Below are 15,841 nucleotides of genomic sequence, written 5' to 3'. Positions count from 1 at the left end.
TAATTATTTTTCATATAACAATTATACAAAAAAGAAAAGAAAAATTGTTAATTAGCTATTAACAATTTTTAAATCCACTTTTTTACATAATTCAGGCAAACTTCTGAATGTCATTCTGTTTGCCTCTTTTTTATCGAAATCAAGAGCCTGCCATTCCACTAGATTAGGATTGGATTTGGAAATTTCATCCTTAACAGACCCATAAGACCAGCCTAAATTAATCTTAAGCTTATACCATGATTCATGTTCCCTTTCCGCAAAGTATTCCACGGTATCCGGATCAAAAGCGGTGACTGCATTTCCTTCTGAATCTGCATCCACAATGGAATAACCTCTAAGAGCCAGAATCTTGATTAAATACTCTGCCTGCTTATAGTTTGTGTATTTAATGTAATCAGGCAAATCATCAAATGAAGTGTCCTCATGAAGGTTATGCATTTCAATTGTTAGGAGTCTGATTTTGCTTTTAACCACCTTTAAGCCTAAAGATTTCATTAATGAAGGGATATTCCTGATAGGATCACGGTCAAATTCCTTAATATTCTCAGTTAAATCATCCCAAGGAACCAAGTATGGAGTGATTTTCTTTTTCATGTTTTTCTTCTTACCATATGTCCAACCGGTAGCCTCTTTCTCATTATTCCATTCTTCATGCTCATACTCGGCCAAATCTTCCACTTCTTCCTTTGAAAACTCAGTTATTGCAGGCCTTTCATCTGATAGGTCTGCAAGCTCACATCCAATCATGGCCAATTTAACCGGAATGGACCTTGCCTGTCTGATATTTGCAATTTTCAGGTTAGGTGTTAACTCATCATAAGAACATCTTTCATCATATTTCTTCTGAAGGTCCTTTTTCACTTTCCCTTTTTTCTTCAATGCTTCCTTATATTCCTTTTCAATTGTTTCATTATAATTATCATGGATTAAAATGGCGAGATTTTCAACGTTTCTAAGCAAAATGTCAGGAGCCATAGACAAATTATCATTTCTTTCATTTAAAGTGAAATGTTGTTGGACTTCAGTTTTAACCCTTAAGCCAAATTGAAAGACGCTTTTTAAAGACAGCACATTATTCAGGAGTTTTTCCTTATCTTCAGAAAAGCCTAAACCCAGAGAACCGCTCTTAGCAATATAATGAACTTCAAGACTATCATCATCAATCTTTATGTCCAACTCATTTACATGGCCTTTCTGCTTGTCTTTTACACCAAAGGGTTGTCTGTTCCATTCCTGAAGCTCATCACATAAAATTAACAGAAATGCAATAGGAGACTGTGAAGGATGAAGTCCTTTCAATTTGAACCTGTCCCCCTGCAAGACTTTACCGTAATAATTGTGCAATAGAATAGATGTTGCACTGTCTACAATAGGATAAAAGAAGAATTCATGACTTTTTGAATATTTTTGTATTAGATATCCGTAAGAGTTTAAAACAAGAATGCATGAGAAAAATCCATGATCAATAAAACCTAAATCCCCCATTTCATACACAAAATTATCAAGATGCCTTGCAACATCATTCACATCTACATTTTCAAAGTCTTTAGATATCTTATGGGCCATGATATCTGTCGGCTTGAATAGATTTAGGAATTTAGCTTCAGGATAATCTTTGGTAAATTCATCTGCAAAATCATGGTCCAACTTCACGATAGCATTAAACTCATCAAAGTCCTTGAAATCAATTGCAGTATCCGCGCCGTAAGTATGGGAAATGGATTTCACACCATCATTTATAAATTTATTGAGCTGCTTTCCAATTATTTCAACAGGATAACCAATATCATGGAAAAGGGAAGCTATTCCCCAACGATATAAAAATTCTTCATGGGACAATTCGCCATCAGCAAGCTTATAATATTTTTCATATTTGCTTTTTAAGATATAACCTTTGAAATATTCCCTATACCTGCTGTTTTTAGCATAAATGGATAATCCTAAAAGAAAAACATTGACGGAGTGGATGAAATGATCCCTTTGCCTTTCAATTAAATCTCCTGTATTTTCTTCATACTTTTTCATTATTTGAACCAGGTCAAGGAGACTGTTTGGCTCTCTGGAAATGCTTATTGGACTTTTACTCTCTTCAGATTTATCACCGGAAGTTATCTGATAAATCATGAAAAATGTCCTATATATTTCATATGCAGTATAAGAATTTTCATATTCCAAAAATGCATCAATGCCCGCTTTTAACAAATCTTTATAGTAATGACCATTTTTATAGTCATCATACAATACCAACTCATCGAAAAATTTATCGATATATTTTTTTAAACTGTTTTCAGTCATATATAACACCGTATCTCGGATTTAAAATCCTATTTTTATGGTCTGTCTTATTTTATCAGCTTCAATTTTCCCATTTTTAACAAACTTAACTATTGAAAAATATATTTATAAACGATATTATATAATTTTTTCATTAATATAGAAAGTCTGAGAAAGCATCGGCATTTTAGTGGGAAAACATCTTAATGAAAATAACTTCTCGCTGATAGCTGAAACTCATCAAAATCATTCGATTACAAACTTCAACTGTTTCTGCACATCCTTAACATCATTAATCTCCATTGACAAATCGATGTCCAGATATGTATTTACTTTTGTAGCGAAACTTGAAGACATGATAATTTGCTTTCCGAACACCCTATAGGACTCAACAGGACAATGACCAACCACCATGACTTTAGATCCAACGATATCAAGGAACCTGTCAACATCCTCCTTTTTATAGTCTGTTACATTATTGTACCTATTCCACAAGAAATCATATAAGATAGGTCCAGAATAATCACTTTCAAAGATTTTATTAAAACCTTCAATTGATCTGACCTTTTCGGAAGGTCCGGAATGAGAGATGAACAAGCCATTTTCAGTTTTTACAAAATAAGGCATGGTCTTGAAGAATTTAACATAATTTGTTAAGTGAGGCTCAATAAACCCTTTTCTATATGATACAATGTTTTTAAATCCCAAAAGCAATGGCTGATTGTTCTTATAGATTTCCTTGTTTGTGATATGCGCCCATTCATGATTTCCAAGAAGCGTGTGGAAATTGGAATACTCTTTAGATTTTGCGATGGCATCATCAAGAATTTCAACAGATCCGTCATTGTCTTCATCAAGCCCATGAATCATGTCTCCGCAAAAGACAATGTGAAAATCAGGGTCAGATTCATCCCATAAATTCAGATAATAATTGTAATCATAAAGATTGCCATGCAAATCGGTCACAACAATCAAACGACCGCAGTCAGGCAATTCAATTAGTTTATCATTCATTGAAATCACCTTTCATTCTTTAACTTATTCAATACCTTCATGACTTCAGACAAATCGTTTGCACTGTTGAAGTCCAGAAATACATCTGAATTACTTTTATTAAGTATTACTGTCGGTTTTGTTGAATTTTGGTTTTTCATGAAATACCTCTAATTCTTAATCTGTCCCATAATATATTTAAATCACATAAAGCAAATTATTTAATCTCACGCTCATCAAGTTCATATAATACATTAGATATGTTTAAAAGCTCATCGAAATCATTTAGATTTAATGCTGTTTGCGCCTTTTCAATAAGCTCATCGGCCAGCTTTTCGTTGTTGGTATAAATTCCTTCAAGCTTCAAATTAAAGAAGAAACTGACGATTACATCGTTCTCATTAGACCGGACATATTCCTCAATCAGGAAAGAGTGAATTGCTTTAAGCTCATCCAGACTTTTGTTTTCCAAATCATTGTCAAGGTCATCAACGTCAAACCAACCATTATTTTTAGCAACTTCGATTTTTTTGGAAACGTTCTCCAAAAGCATTGAAAATTCCAAATCCTCCTCTGCATTTTCAACAATGGAAGTCAAATGATCAATGTAAATTTTAGCCTGATTTACAGCAATCTTATCTCTTTGAGCTATATCAAGCAAGGTTTCTATATACTTTTGAACTCCACAGTCATTAACCACTGAGTACTCATTCAAATAATCTATTTTCTTAATCAATTTTGCATATCGATTCAGCAAATCCTTTAAGTCAACATCACAGCTAATGTTGAATTGCTTATTCAAATATGGAATGATTATCTTTTCCCCATCAACTTGATTTGGAGATTTTTCATCAAGCTTATGGAGCTTATCATTTTCATAGATATTAATGTCATATCTTTGAGGAGGATTTTTAAGTTTAAACGTTCCATCTATCTTTAAAGGCAATTTAACAGATGCGATTTCTATTTCATATCCCAAAAATGAGGATTTCAAATCCTGTGAAAATACCTTTCCCCTCAAAACGCCGTTTTTATGATTCAAAAGAACGGAGAACGGTTTCTTTTTAATGTCAATATGCGGCTTTTCAAGGCTTCCTGCATAAATGGCCGCACCTTTTGACACCACAGTCAATGGATTTAAGCTTGATTCAATCTCAATTGCAAATTCATCCCGTATGAATTCCTGCACAACCGGGCTAATCGATGAGCCTCCGACAAGAATGACCTTGTCAATATCTTCATCACATAAAGAGTATTCATCCAATAAGCTTTTTGTAACGTTAAATGTGTATTTGATTAATGGTTCTATGATTTCCTTAAATCTGTGCCTAGTTAAAGTATAGTTAAAGTCATAACCATCAAAAAGATTACTGACGCATATGTCTGTCTTATCCATTTTTGTCAGATTCACTTTTGCCAATTCAGCGGCATTCTTAAGTCTTGCAAAAACCTTTACATATTTTGAATTGTCCCTTCTAAAGTCATCCAAATTCAAATCATAAGCGATTTTTGGTCTGAAGAGGTCATTTACAATCTTCCAGTCAAATGCATTCCCACCAAGATTTTCAAGCCCATCAGTTGCAAGCTTTTCGAGTTCCCCATTGCGATTTCTGATTAAGCTTACATTAAATGTTCCTCCACCCAAATCATAAATCAACCAGATTCCATTTGGCTTTTTAAGGTCATAAGCAATTCCCACTGCAATCGGCTCCAATATCAGACTGTGTGATCTGAATCCGGCAAGGTCGGCAGCATCATTAACCGCCCTGGTTTTGATCGGATTTGAATTTGCAGGAACACAAATCACGGCATGCTCAATGTTTACTCCGGTCTCATCATAAACCGATACCCTCAAATCCTTTAGGATTTCGGCGGAAAGCTCTTCTGGAAACATCACGCGAGATGACTTTTCAAATTTAAATGGAATTGAAAATCCCATATTATGCTTAAATTCACCGACCGCATTGCTGTTATTATTCAATAGCGCATCCTTTGCACTCACTCCAACTTCCACATCATCAGATTCATCGACCAAAACAGCCGATGGAGTGAACTCATCTCCAGTCCTGTGATTTTTAATTATGATTGGATTTCCATTGTTATAATAAGAGATTACAGAGTCAGTAGTTCCCAAATCTATTGCATAATCGATAGTGTCGGATTTAATTTCACTAGGCTGTTTGAAATGCATTTTCATATTCTGTTTCCATAGCGACATCTTATAGGCATACTTTTCCCTGACTTCCGCATCAAGGATTACGGCAAACTCCATCAGGTTGGCCCCTTCAGAGAGATTATTGAGATTGACCAAACGAATTGCCTCAATCACGATTTCATCGACTGAATATGTCATGATAGTCGGAAGGATGTTTTTATAAAGTTTTTTAATCTCCCTGTTTGATTCCATAAGCTTTTCAAGCAGCACAACTGCCTTAAATAAACTGCCGTGTCTTTCTAAATCAATGAAAATCTCCCATAAATCAATATAATGCTGATACTTATTTTTAATTGACGGGTTATATGCAATAGCTTCTTTTAAAAAGTTGCAGGCCAATTTATAATGTCTGCCCTTAAGATTAACGGTGAATGCCTTTGAAATCAGTTTCAAATCAGGACGTTTCGATTTCCAAATTCTGAGGGTTTCGGAATAAAATTTACGGATGGCATAATCCTCCAGAACTTCACCCTCCAATATTTCAATAGCTTCCTTAAGTCCGTTTTCACATTTGGCAAGCCTGAAAGCCTCTTTTATTGAATCGTTTATGATATACTCACAATAATCGTCATTATATTCCTCGCCAGATTGGGTCAATGATAAATTCTGAGTTGCCTCATATCCGTCAATTGCCCTTTCAACATCGGCCAACATCTCACCAGCATCACCATACCTGTTATTCGGATTAACATCAAGGCATTTAAGAACGATTTCATCCAACTGTTCTGAAACATGTTCATTATACTGGCTTGGAGGTTTTAACTCATTGGACCATGGCTTTAAATCAATCAGCTCTTCTGTTGTATAATCGCTAACATCATAGGGATATCTATTGGCCAACAGCTGATAAAACATGACTCCCACAGCATAAATATCACTTCTGGCAGATACATTTTTATTGAAAAGTTCAGGAGCCATATATGGCCGTGTTCCCGCTATGTCAATGTCCGAAATGGAAGTTGTGACTTCCTTTGCAAAACCAAAATCAGATATTTTAATTACAATGTCCCCGCAAGCGTTGAAACTGAGCAGAACATTATTTGTCTTTAAGTCACGGTGAATTATCGGAGGATTTGCGGAATGGAGTGTGTTCAAACCACTTAAGATTTGCTTCATTAAATCCAAGCAAAGTCCTATCGGCATGAACATGCCAATTTCAATGTATGAATTTAAAAATTGCTCCAAATCTCCACCGGAAACGTATTCCATCACAAAATATGCATGACTCTTTCCATCTTCAAAATTAGTTATTTCAGCAGCGTCATAAATGCTTATAATATTTTCATGCCTTAGCTGGCAAGCGAGCATGACTTCATGAAAAACATCTTTTTTATTGGTTGAAACACTCAGAGGCTCCTTAATGATTTTCATGGCCATTAGGGTGTCTAGATAGTTATGGTTCACTAGATAAACCTTTGCAAATGATCCTTCGCCCAGAAATTTTTTAACTTCAAATTTGCCATTAAAAAATTCTTCAATTAAGTGTTTTGCCTCATCAAAGTCCACTCAAACCACCAATTAGATTTAAAAAAAAATCTAATTAAAATGAACAATAAATGACCGCTCCACCATTTCCTTTAGATAACTTTAAAAATGAATTGGTTTTTAGTCTTGTTTCAATTCCGGTCGGAACCTTTCTATCCGCAATGTAAGTTCCGTTAGAGCTGCCTTCATCCAAAATATACCATCCGTCATCCTTATAGTATAATTTTAGATGAGGTTTTCCAACGTTTGAAACTGTAGAATAGCTATTATCTAAAAGTATGGTAAATGAAGCCAAATCATTGGCATTGAAATTAGCTTTCCTTCCAATTAAAACTGTCTCATTCTTGTGAACCTTAAATGTTTTGCCCTTATCCTCTCCATTGAAAATAGTTAAAACACAATGTTCACCATCGGAAAATCTTTGATTGGATTTGTATAAATCGAAAAATGTGAGAAGTTCATCTGATAAGAAGCTTACATCCAAAAACAGATCTTCAAATGCATCCTCTTTAAGAATAAATGCCTTTACACTTCTGCGGCCAATCTTATTAGGAACTTCCTTTTTAACATCCACTTCTTCAATCAAATCAGCTCCCGCAAGTTGTTTCAAGTGTTGACCCAACATTTGAGGAGTAATGTTAATGTTGTAATTGTTTAAAAGGATTGAGTTGATTTCACGGGAATACAGTGGTTCCTTTTTAAATGTGCCGTCACTTTTTTTATTTGCCCGTTCGAAATCCCTTAAAATTTCTAAAATGGAAAATCTTACGTTATTATTGACTGCTGCTAATTTGGTTGATAGCATTCCTGAATCTGAGTTATCAAGAATCACTGTTTTCGAATCGCTCATAATAAAACCTTCTCAATACATAATTCATTATTATCTAAATTGAACTGCTTAACACATCATGATATGATTTTAAGTCTTTTTCACGCAGGTTTAAGCTTTGCATTAACTCTGCAACTAATGCATCAAGCAACACCAAAGCGGAAACTTCAAAAGCTGTTCCCATTAATATTAACTCCAATGGACGGTATATATTGCTGATTCCTCTGATTTCTTTAGGTAAGTCTTCAATATCTTTCCATAATTTGTTATCGCTTAAATCAGCAGATTTTTTTGGAATCGCTTCAAGTTTGCTTCTGACACTCTCATCACTTTCGAAGTTTATTAAAGCTCCAGGCAAAGTTTCAATAAACTCTTTCACATCATAATCCTCAAGTCTGACTAAAGTCTGTGGAAGGGAATCAATTACAATTCTTGCATCAGCCTTTTGGGCAAGATCACTTTTAGTATTGCCGCATACAGCTAAAAATTTGACATTATCAATTTTAGAATCTTCAACTATTTGAGTTATGGAATTGGATTTGCCTGATTTTGAAATGATTATAATGATATCCCCATCTTTAACCGGAGGAGCTATTGTTTCATTAAATACATATACATAAAATCCTAAATGCATTAATCTCATTGCAAAAGATTTTGCAACAAAACCTGACCTTCCAGCACCTGCAAGGAATATGGTAGTTTTTCTCTCTGGTACTACACGCTTATTGGAGGCTGTTAAAATAACGTCCCTAAACTTGCAGATAGCCTCTTCCTGATTTGCCACAACTGATTTACACATTTGAAGATTTTTGAGGATTTCATCCAAAGATAAATCCATATATTTTAACTCAGACATATTAATAACCTTTTTAAGCTTTGAAATTATAAACTGGTTTTACAATTTCCACTATTTTAACTGTATCTTCAACATTATTTAAAATATTATCTATTGGTTTATAAGCCATAGGAGATTCATCAATTGTGTTCCTTTTAACTGATGTTGAATAGATTCCTTCCATTTCACGTTCAAATTCTTCGAAAGACAATGCTTCTTTAGCCTTAGAACGACTATATAAACGTCCTGCACCATGAGGAGCGGAATAATTCCATTCTGCATTTCCTTTACCTTTGCAAATGATTGATCCGTCACGCATATTGATTGGAATGATTAATGTTTCGCCTTTTTCGGCGGAAACTGCACCTTTCCTTAGAATCATCTTGTCAGTGTCAATGTAGTTGTGGATAGTGGTGAACTTTTTGGTGTAATCCATTCCGTATTCGCTTAGGATAGTTTCAGCAATGGCCTGACGGTTTAGGGCTGCAAAATCCTGCATTATTTCCATGTCATGAATATAATCATCAAACAATTTTCCTTCACAGTGAATCAAATCCCTACTTTCAGCCATATTGTGGAATCTCTTAAATTCCTTTAATGCCTCATTTTGATAATATTCACAAACATCAGCACCAATCCTGCGGCTTCCTGAGTGAATAACCATGATCAATTCATTGTTTTGTGTCCTGTTAATCTCAATAAAGTGATTTCCACCACCGAGAGTGCCAAGGGCAAAGTTGCCTTCACTTCCTGCTTCAAGATTGAAATAGCATTTGAGTTCTGTTAAATCAAAGTTCTTCATGAAATGATGTGGAACAACCCTTTTATTATAACCGAAAGGCACCTTAGTTCGAATTATATTGTCAAGGCGTTCAAAATCGATTTCATCAGCATCCAAGTACAGCACTTCCATTCCGCAGCCAATGTCTGACCCTACAAGATTAGGAACAACCTTATCTGTGATTGTCATTGTAGTGCCTATTGTACAGCCGCTGCCCGCATGGATATCCGGCATCATGCGGATGGTCTGGCCTTCAGCGATTGGCTGGTTAAGAAATTGGATAACCTGGGATATGCTCACATTGTCAACATCATCTGAAAAGATTTTAGCGGTTGCATATTTTCCCTTTAATTCAAACATAGTATCACCTCACATAATCGGTTATTTAATTATCTATTATTGACACTATTTAAATCGCATAAAGTAAAGACTTTAATCGAAAATGCAATTGAGAACACTCAGTTTTTCCTCGCTTTCGCTTCTGATGTCATCATTATCATCACCTGCAATGTTACCTGTGAATTCACTATCCCTAACATTTAATATTAGTTCGTTATAAATGGCTCCACCCTTATAAGCAGCGTTTTTTCTAAACAAACAGTCATATACGCTCAATTTTGACTTATTATAAATTGCTCCCCCTTCAAATTCAGCGAAGTTAGACTCAAAAACAGATCCGCTTAAGCTTAACATCGAATCGGAATCCATAAAAATGGCACCTCCATACTCTGCCCTGTTTTCAATGAATTTTGAATTTTTTATGGCCAGATTAGACTCATTATATATGGCACCGCCTAAATCCCATGAGGTATTATCAAAAAATTCGCAGTTTTCAATTATCAAATCCCCTCTGTTAATTAAGGCTCCGCCTGAGTATTCAAAGCATGCATTCTCAAATCTGAAATTTCTTAAAGTGACTTTCGATTCGACATTCAATAGGGATGCCTTCTTATTTCCATTAACGGAATGATTATTCCCATCGATGATTAAATCATCTGCAGTGATTTCAACACCCCACATGTAATCTTCCCTCTCAGAGTCCTCAAGAATAACATCTTCAGTTAAGGTAATCTCCTTCAATCCGCTATTAATCAACTCTTCAAATTCCTGAAAATTCATATTTGACACAACCAGTAAAATATCAATTTGAAGTATATAGGTATAGTCTATTTAACTTATTTAAAGTAATTAATTTATCCAACTTAAATATTTCTGATGAAAATTATATTATATGAAATTTATCGACAGTTTCAAATACGCAATTGAAGGACTCCTCAACACCACAAATGTTGAGAGAAACTTGAAGATTCATTTCACAGTTACACTTTGCGTAATCATTTTAGGATTAATGGTCAAATTATCAAAAATGGAATGGGTCATCTGCATCATATTATTCGGACTCGTGATATCTGCAGAACTATTTAACACTGCTTTTGAAAAAACATTGGATTACATCAATGAGGATTATGATGCCGACATCAAGTTCATCAAGGACGCTTCAGCGGCAGCAGTTTTAGTGATGGCCATTTCATCTGCAATTATTGGATTAATGATTTTTCTTCCAAAATTGCTTTGACCTTTTTTAAGCAGCGGCGGATTTCACAAAAGCATGCATCATAAACCTTAAAATCCCCACCGACAGGATCATTAATGTCAGGAGGATATTCATTGATGAACTGTCTGATTGTGCAGATTTTTAGATTGGGATAGTAAATCTTTACTTTTTCCGTGTGAAACTCCTCCAGAGTCAAAACCAGGTCCATATCCCCAATGAAGGAGCTTCTGAAGTTGGTTGCCCTATGATTTGACAGGTCAATTCCATGAGACCTGCACACATCAACTGTCAATTCAGAAGACATCTTACCCGTTTGGGCCATGATGCCTGAGGAGTAGACTTCAATGTCATCGCCAACCATTTGCTTAAATATAGCTTCCGCCATTGCGCTTCTTGAAGTATTTGCATAACAGACAAACATTATTTTCACAAAATCATCTCCCGATAAACGATTTTACATCGTCGAAAATTTCCATCGCAAATTTCAAATTATCTCACTAAACTTTATATAATACTATTATTCCAAGAGTATTTAAACACCCTAAAGAAAATCATTTAACCGATTTTAAAAATCAGTTGATGAAAGCAATTCCTTTATGCGATTTAATAATAATGTATTATAAACTCATGTACGGTGTTGAAAAATGGCGAAGAATTGGCTAAGATATAATTATAAACCACAAGGATCATGCAATTACTGTGGGAAAAATTCCTACGCGATCAAATTATCTGATTTTACATTTATCAACGCCATTTTTTCAAACAATCATCATTTTAATTTTATATCACAAAAACTTTTTTTAAAATTATCAAATAAGGGATTAACATGAAAACTGACGATATTAACGAAAAAATAGAAGAAGCAATGGAGTATATTCAAAACGATACTGCAAAAGCAATTAAAATTTTCGATGAGATTCTGGAAACAGAACCTGAAAACATTGAAGCCATTAATGGGAAAGGATCCTCCCTGATGAAATTAAATCGCATGAACGAAGCTGAAAACTATTTTGACTATTCTCTGTCCATTAAAAAAACTTCGTCCGCCTATATAAGCAAAGGAATAATCAGCAAAATCAGAAAAGATTACAGGCAGGCATTGAGCTTTTATGACAAGGCAATCGAAATTAATCCCAATTTGAAAAATATCATAATAATCCTTAAAAATGAGATAAATGAGATAATCGGCAATGAAATAGAAATCAATATGGCTTATACTGCCAGAACCAATGAATTGATTAAACAAGGCAGGACCTATAAAAATTCCAATAGATTATGGGATGCTCTTGACTGCTATGAAAAAGCGATTAAAACCGATAAAGACTGTAAAAATTATGTTCAATCCCTGATTAATGAAACAAAATCAATTTTAGAAAACGAACTGATGATCAACACTCCAGAACTTGGAGACTCACGAACAGACCAATTAAAAATCAAAAGCCTAAGATTGTTTCTGATTGAAAAAGATCCCAAACAAGCCCTAACCATCATGAACCTTATTTTAGACGACAATGAAAAGGATATTGACGCATTGAATCAGAAAGGGTGTCTTCTGTTTTCATTTGATGAATGCGAACAAGCCCTCGAATGTTTCAACAAATGTTTAAGTCTTGATAAAAATTATGATTACGCTCTTTTTAACAAAGCAATTGTTTTGAGAAGGAAAAATGATTTGGATGCCTCCTTAGACTGCTTTGATGAACTTTTAAAAACACCTCAAAACTATGACAAAATGAAACCATACCAATTAGAAATATTAGATAAGCTCCATGAAAGAGCCATAACCTAAAAATCATGAATTTCAACTATTTTTTCCAAAGCATCTCTAATCTCCAGAAAACATTTTTCATAATCATCCAAATCCCCTCCGATTGGATCTGCAATGTCTTCAGGTTCACACCCTGCATATCCTCTGATTGTGTGAATCTCCAAATTTGGATAAGCATTCAAAAGCTCATTCTTATGAAAATCAGTAGCGGTTAAAATCAAGTCATCATAAGCGAGATTGACCCTGCCGATGTTTTGTGAAAAATGATTTTTCAAATCCAAACCATACTTTTCACAGACTTTTATCGCATTTGGTGTCGCCATTTGACCATAAGATGCATAGATTCCAGCAGAGACCACTTCAACATCCCTGACCAAATCCTTAAATATAGCTTCGGCCATTGGACTTCTGCAGGTGTTTCCTGTACAAACAAATACAACCTTCATATCATCACCATTTAAACCATTAACCTCTCTTAAAATCTTCATGAGTTTCAAGAATTTTTTCCAGAGCCTCTTTAATTTCAAAAAAACAAACCACATGGTCTCCCAGACTGTCCTCTGAAGGATCCTTAATGTCCAGGTCTTCATATCCTCCACTATACTGCTTAATAGTATATGCAGTTACATCTGGATATAACTTCAATATCTTATCTCTGGCTGATTCGGTTGCGGTCAAGACCAGATCAAACTCACTGAAATCAACATCTGCCACATTTGTTGTCCAAAACTCTGACAAGTCAATATCATGCTTCCTGCATACTATTATTGCATTTTCAGATGCTTTTTCACCTGAAAATGTGGAAAATCCCGCTGAAGAAACTTCAACATCACTTAACATCTGTTTGAAAATTCCCTCAGCCATTGGACTTCTTGAAGTGTTTCCGCTGCAAACAAAAATTATTTTCATAATATCAACCGTTATAATTTCCGAAATCTCATATAATATCTCTTTAGGAGACTTTGAATTTGTTTTGCCGAACCCTTTATTAAAGATATTGTTTTCTTGAATATTTAAATTAGACAAATGAAATGCTTTAGCTGAAATATGAAAGCAACTGATTTATCTATAAAGCAAAAGCTTTATTCGATTTATACTACCTTAAAACCAATGAAAAAATAATGATTAAAATTTGAGGTGATAATATGTGCGGAATTGTTGGATGCATATTAAGAGAACAAAAAGATGCGGCACCTGTTCTATTCGAATGTATTCAGAATTTGGAATACAGAGGATACGATTCAATAGGGCTTGCGACTTATGATAATGCAATACATGTCAAAAAAGGCAAAGGAGACATCAAAAAAGTAAACAGAGAACAGAATTTTAAAAACATGAGCGGATCTTACGGCATTGCCCATACCAGATGGGCATCAACAGGAAAGCCTACACCTGAAAACGCTCACCCTCACCTTGATGACACCAATACAGTAGCTGTTGTCCACAACGGCACTTTGGAAAACCATAGGGAAATCAGAGATGAGCTAATCAAAGAAGGGCATGAATTCATTTCAACAACCGATACTGAAGTGATTCCTCATCTGATTAAAAAATTTATGGACGACGGCCGGGATTTGGAGGATGCAGTGAGAAAATGCAGTGCGAAAATTGAAGGGTCATATGCAATAGTTGCAATGTCCAAAGACGAACCTGACAAACTTGTTGCAACAAGAAAGGATTCGCCTTTAATTGTCGCATTTGGAAAGGAAGGTTATTTCGTTGCTTCAGACACCCCTGCAGTACTTGACTATGCCCGTGACGTAGTAAGGCCAAAAGATGGAGAGATTGCAGTACTTACAAAAGAAGGCATTGAAATCCATGATGAAAACGGCAAGGAAGTTAAAAAATCCCCACAGCACATTGACTGGTCTCCAGATATGGCCAAAAAAGAGGGATTTGACCATTTTATGATTAAGGAAATTACAGAACAATCCGCTGCAGTTAAAAACACCTTAGGCCAAAGGGCAAATATCGAGAAAATAATAAAATGCATAGGTGAAGTCAAAAGAATCTGCTTTGTCGCCTGTGGAACATCATATCACGCTTCAATTACAGGAAAATATCTGATTGAGTCCCTTGCAGGCATTGCATGTGATGTTGTCATTGCATCAGAGTTCAAATACACAGCAAAAACATGGGATGAGGATACACTGGTTATTTTCATTTCACAATCCGGTGAAACCTTCGATTCGCGTATGGCATTGAAAGAAGCTAGAAAAACATCAAAAACATTGGCTATTGTTAATGTTGCAGGGTCTGCAATGACTGAAGAAGCGGAATACTTCATTCAGACTCAAGCAGGTCCGGAAATAGGAGTTGCTGCAACAAAAACATACCTTGCCCAATTAACAGCAATCTACCTATTCGCCGCTTTGATGGCCAAAGACGAAAAGTTGATTAGGGAATTATACCAGGTCCCTAAATACATTGATGAAGTTGTAAAGGAAAGGGAATCAATCAAGAATATATCAAAAAGATATGACTTTGCAAAAAATGCGTTCTATCTCGGACGGGGATTCTCATATCCAATAGCTCTTGAAGGAGCATTGAAACTGAAGGAAATCACCTACATCCATGCCGAAGGATATGCTGCAGGAGAGCTCAAGCATGGCCCATTGGCATTAATCGATGAAAAGGTTCCCGTCATTGTAGTCATTCCTCCTGGAGATGACTACAGCAAAACAATGGTTAACCTGGAGGAAGTCAAAGCCCGTGGAGCAATAATTCTAAGTGTCTGTGCTAAAGGCGATGAAAAAACTGCTGAAAACTCAAAAGAAGTAATCGAAGTCAATGCAGAAGTAGGAGACATTATTGCCCCATTGGTTTATGCCGTGCCTTTGCAGTTGATTTCCTATTATGTGACATGCGACAAGGGTTACAACCCCGACAAGCCAAAAAACCTTGCAAAAGTAATTACAGTATAGTCATGAAGCATGATTTGCTTCATGATTTCCTTATTTTTTTAATATCTTTTAGAAAAACTTCATTTATATTAATCGTATTTTTCATTAACTGAATTAATGTAATCAAATTTATCTAAATGATGCAAGAATACCATGACCTCTTCAAGGTCATGGATGAATTGCACTATTGGGTGTACTATCTT

General features: G+C 35.2%; 14 protein-coding genes. 3 read left to right on the top strand and 11 right to left on the bottom strand.

The features are described from left to right. Positions 1-51 precede the first annotated feature (51 nt). The 8 genes from ACJMML_RS11400 to ACJMML_RS11365 all read right to left on the bottom strand — a co-directional run bounded on the left by ACJMML_RS11400 (position 52) and on the right by ACJMML_RS11365 (position 10,531). Entirely contained in the window at positions 52-2,295 is a 2,244-nt protein-coding gene (locus ACJMML_RS11400) for a RyR domain-containing protein (protein ID WP_405307427.1), read from the bottom strand. 225 nt (positions 2,296-2,520) lie between these two features. Beyond that, the gene (locus ACJMML_RS11395; RefSeq protein ID WP_405307426.1) at positions 2,521-3,288 is read right to left on the bottom strand and encodes a metallophosphoesterase; all 768 of its coding nucleotides are present in this window, start codon (positions 3,286-3,288) and stop codon (positions 2,521-2,523) included. Between the two features lie 5 nt (positions 3,289-3,293). Then, positions 3,294-3,428: a hypothetical protein gene (locus tag ACJMML_RS11390; protein ID WP_405307425.1), complete on the bottom strand. Its 135-nt coding sequence runs from the start codon at positions 3,426-3,428 to the stop codon at positions 3,294-3,296. Positions 3,429-3,484: 56 nt separating this feature from the next. Beyond that, entirely contained in the window at positions 3,485-6,988 is a 3,504-nt protein-coding gene (locus tag ACJMML_RS11385; protein WP_405307424.1) for an Hsp70 family protein, read from the bottom strand. A 34-nt stretch (positions 6,989-7,022) separates the two neighbouring features. Further along, complete coding sequence (locus ACJMML_RS11380) at positions 7,023-7,817, bottom strand: FHA domain-containing protein (protein ID WP_405307423.1); 795 nt, start codon at positions 7,815-7,817, stop codon at positions 7,023-7,025. 34 nt (positions 7,818-7,851) lie between these two features. Further along, a complete protein-coding gene (locus ACJMML_RS11375; RefSeq protein WP_405307422.1) occupies positions 7,852-8,652 on the bottom strand; it encodes an SIS domain-containing protein in 801 nt (266 codons plus the stop codon). A gap of 13 nt (positions 8,653-8,665) precedes the next feature. Then, positions 8,666-9,772, bottom strand: coding sequence for an RtcB family protein (locus ACJMML_RS11370; protein ID WP_405307421.1), 1,107 nt, complete (start codon positions 9,770-9,772; stop codon positions 8,666-8,668). A gap of 72 nt (positions 9,773-9,844) precedes the next feature. Continuing rightward, positions 9,845-10,531: a hypothetical protein gene (locus ACJMML_RS11365; protein ID WP_405307420.1), complete on the bottom strand. Its 687-nt coding sequence runs from the start codon at positions 10,529-10,531 to the stop codon at positions 9,845-9,847. Between the two features lie 112 nt (positions 10,532-10,643). Between ACJMML_RS11365 and ACJMML_RS11360 the strand changes: the two genes are divergently transcribed. After that, positions 10,644-10,988 (top strand): diacylglycerol kinase family protein, encoded by a 345-nt coding sequence (locus ACJMML_RS11360; protein ID WP_405307419.1) that lies wholly within the window; start codon positions 10,644-10,646, stop codon positions 10,986-10,988. Here ACJMML_RS11360 and ACJMML_RS11355 read toward each other — a convergent pair. Further along, the gene (locus ACJMML_RS11355; protein ID WP_405307443.1) at positions 10,951-11,388 is read right to left on the bottom strand and encodes a hypothetical protein; all 438 of its coding nucleotides are present in this window, start codon (positions 11,386-11,388) and stop codon (positions 10,951-10,953) included. The genes ACJMML_RS11360 and ACJMML_RS11355 overlap by 38 nt on opposite strands. 405 nt (positions 11,389-11,793) lie before the next feature. Here ACJMML_RS11355 and ACJMML_RS11350 point away from each other — a divergent pair, with 405 nt between their 5' ends. After that, positions 11,794-12,756 carry a tetratricopeptide repeat protein gene (locus ACJMML_RS11350; RefSeq protein ID WP_405307418.1) on the top strand — a complete coding sequence of 321 codons (963 nt, stop codon included), beginning with the start codon at positions 11,794-11,796 and terminating at the stop codon, positions 12,754-12,756. Here ACJMML_RS11350 and ACJMML_RS11345 read toward each other — a convergent pair. Together ACJMML_RS11345 and ACJMML_RS11340 are read right to left on the bottom strand one after the other, a co-directional pair. Beyond that, complete coding sequence (locus ACJMML_RS11345) at positions 12,753-13,181, bottom strand: low molecular weight protein arginine phosphatase (RefSeq protein WP_405307417.1); 429 nt, start codon at positions 13,179-13,181, stop codon at positions 12,753-12,755. The two genes, ACJMML_RS11350 and ACJMML_RS11345, sit on opposite strands and share 4 nt — an antisense overlap. A 19-nt stretch (positions 13,182-13,200) precedes the next feature. After that, positions 13,201-13,644 (bottom strand): hypothetical protein, encoded by a 444-nt coding sequence (locus ACJMML_RS11340; protein WP_405307416.1) that lies wholly within the window; start codon positions 13,642-13,644, stop codon positions 13,201-13,203. A gap of 236 nt (positions 13,645-13,880) precedes the next feature. Between ACJMML_RS11340 and glmS the strand changes: the two genes are divergently transcribed. After that, complete coding sequence (gene glmS, locus ACJMML_RS11335) at positions 13,881-15,659, top strand: glutamine--fructose-6-phosphate transaminase (isomerizing) (protein WP_405307415.1); 1,779 nt, start codon at positions 13,881-13,883, stop codon at positions 15,657-15,659. Positions 15,660-15,841 lie beyond the last annotated feature (182 nt).

Source organism: Methanobrevibacter sp., from assembly GCF_045130115.1.
In the GTDB taxonomy this organism is placed as follows: Archaea; Methanobacteriota; Methanobacteria; order Methanobacteriales; family Methanobacteriaceae; genus Methanocatella.
This window is presented reverse-complemented; position numbering and strand designations above follow the sequence as displayed.

Excerpts from the sequence above, each read along its gene's own strand:
- ACJMML_RS11390 (WP_405307425.1), bottom strand. The coding sequence starts at position 3,428 with ATGAAAAACCAAAATTCAACAAAACCGACAGTAATACTTAATAAAAGT.
- ACJMML_RS11380 (WP_405307423.1), bottom strand. The coding sequence starts at position 7,817 with ATGAGCGATTCGAAAACAGTGATTCTTGATAACTCAGATTCAGGAATG.
- ACJMML_RS11360 (WP_405307419.1), top strand. The coding sequence starts at position 10,644 with ATGAAATTTATCGACAGTTTCAAATACGCAATTGAAGGACTCCTCAAC.
- glmS (WP_405307415.1), top strand. The coding sequence starts at position 13,881 with ATGTGCGGAATTGTTGGATGCATATTAAGAGAACAAAAAGATGCGGCA.
- ACJMML_RS11375 (WP_405307422.1), bottom strand. The coding sequence starts at position 8,652 with ATGTCTGAGTTAAAATATATGGATTTATCTTTGGATGAAATCCTCAAA.
- ACJMML_RS11340 (WP_405307416.1), bottom strand. The coding sequence starts at position 13,644 with ATGAAAATAATTTTTGTTTGCAGCGGAAACACTTCAAGAAGTCCAATG.
- ACJMML_RS11365 (WP_405307420.1), bottom strand. The coding sequence starts at position 10,531 with ATGAATTTTCAGGAATTTGAAGAGTTGATTAATAGCGGATTGAAGGAG.
- ACJMML_RS11370 (WP_405307421.1), bottom strand. The coding sequence starts at position 9,772 with ATGTTTGAATTAAAGGGAAAATATGCAACCGCTAAAATCTTTTCAGAT.
- ACJMML_RS11400 (WP_405307427.1), bottom strand. The coding sequence starts at position 2,295 with ATGACTGAAAACAGTTTAAAAAAATATATCGATAAATTTTTCGATGAG.
- ACJMML_RS11350 (WP_405307418.1), top strand. The coding sequence starts at position 11,794 with ATGAAAACTGACGATATTAACGAAAAAATAGAAGAAGCAATGGAGTAT.
- ACJMML_RS11345 (WP_405307417.1), bottom strand. The coding sequence starts at position 13,181 with ATGAAGGTTGTATTTGTTTGTACAGGAAACACCTGCAGAAGTCCAATG.
- ACJMML_RS11395 (WP_405307426.1), bottom strand. The coding sequence starts at position 3,288 with ATGAATGATAAACTAATTGAATTGCCTGACTGCGGTCGTTTGATTGTT.
- ACJMML_RS11355 (WP_405307443.1), bottom strand. The coding sequence starts at position 11,388 with ATGTTTGTCTGTTATGCAAATACTTCAAGAAGCGCAATGGCGGAAGCT.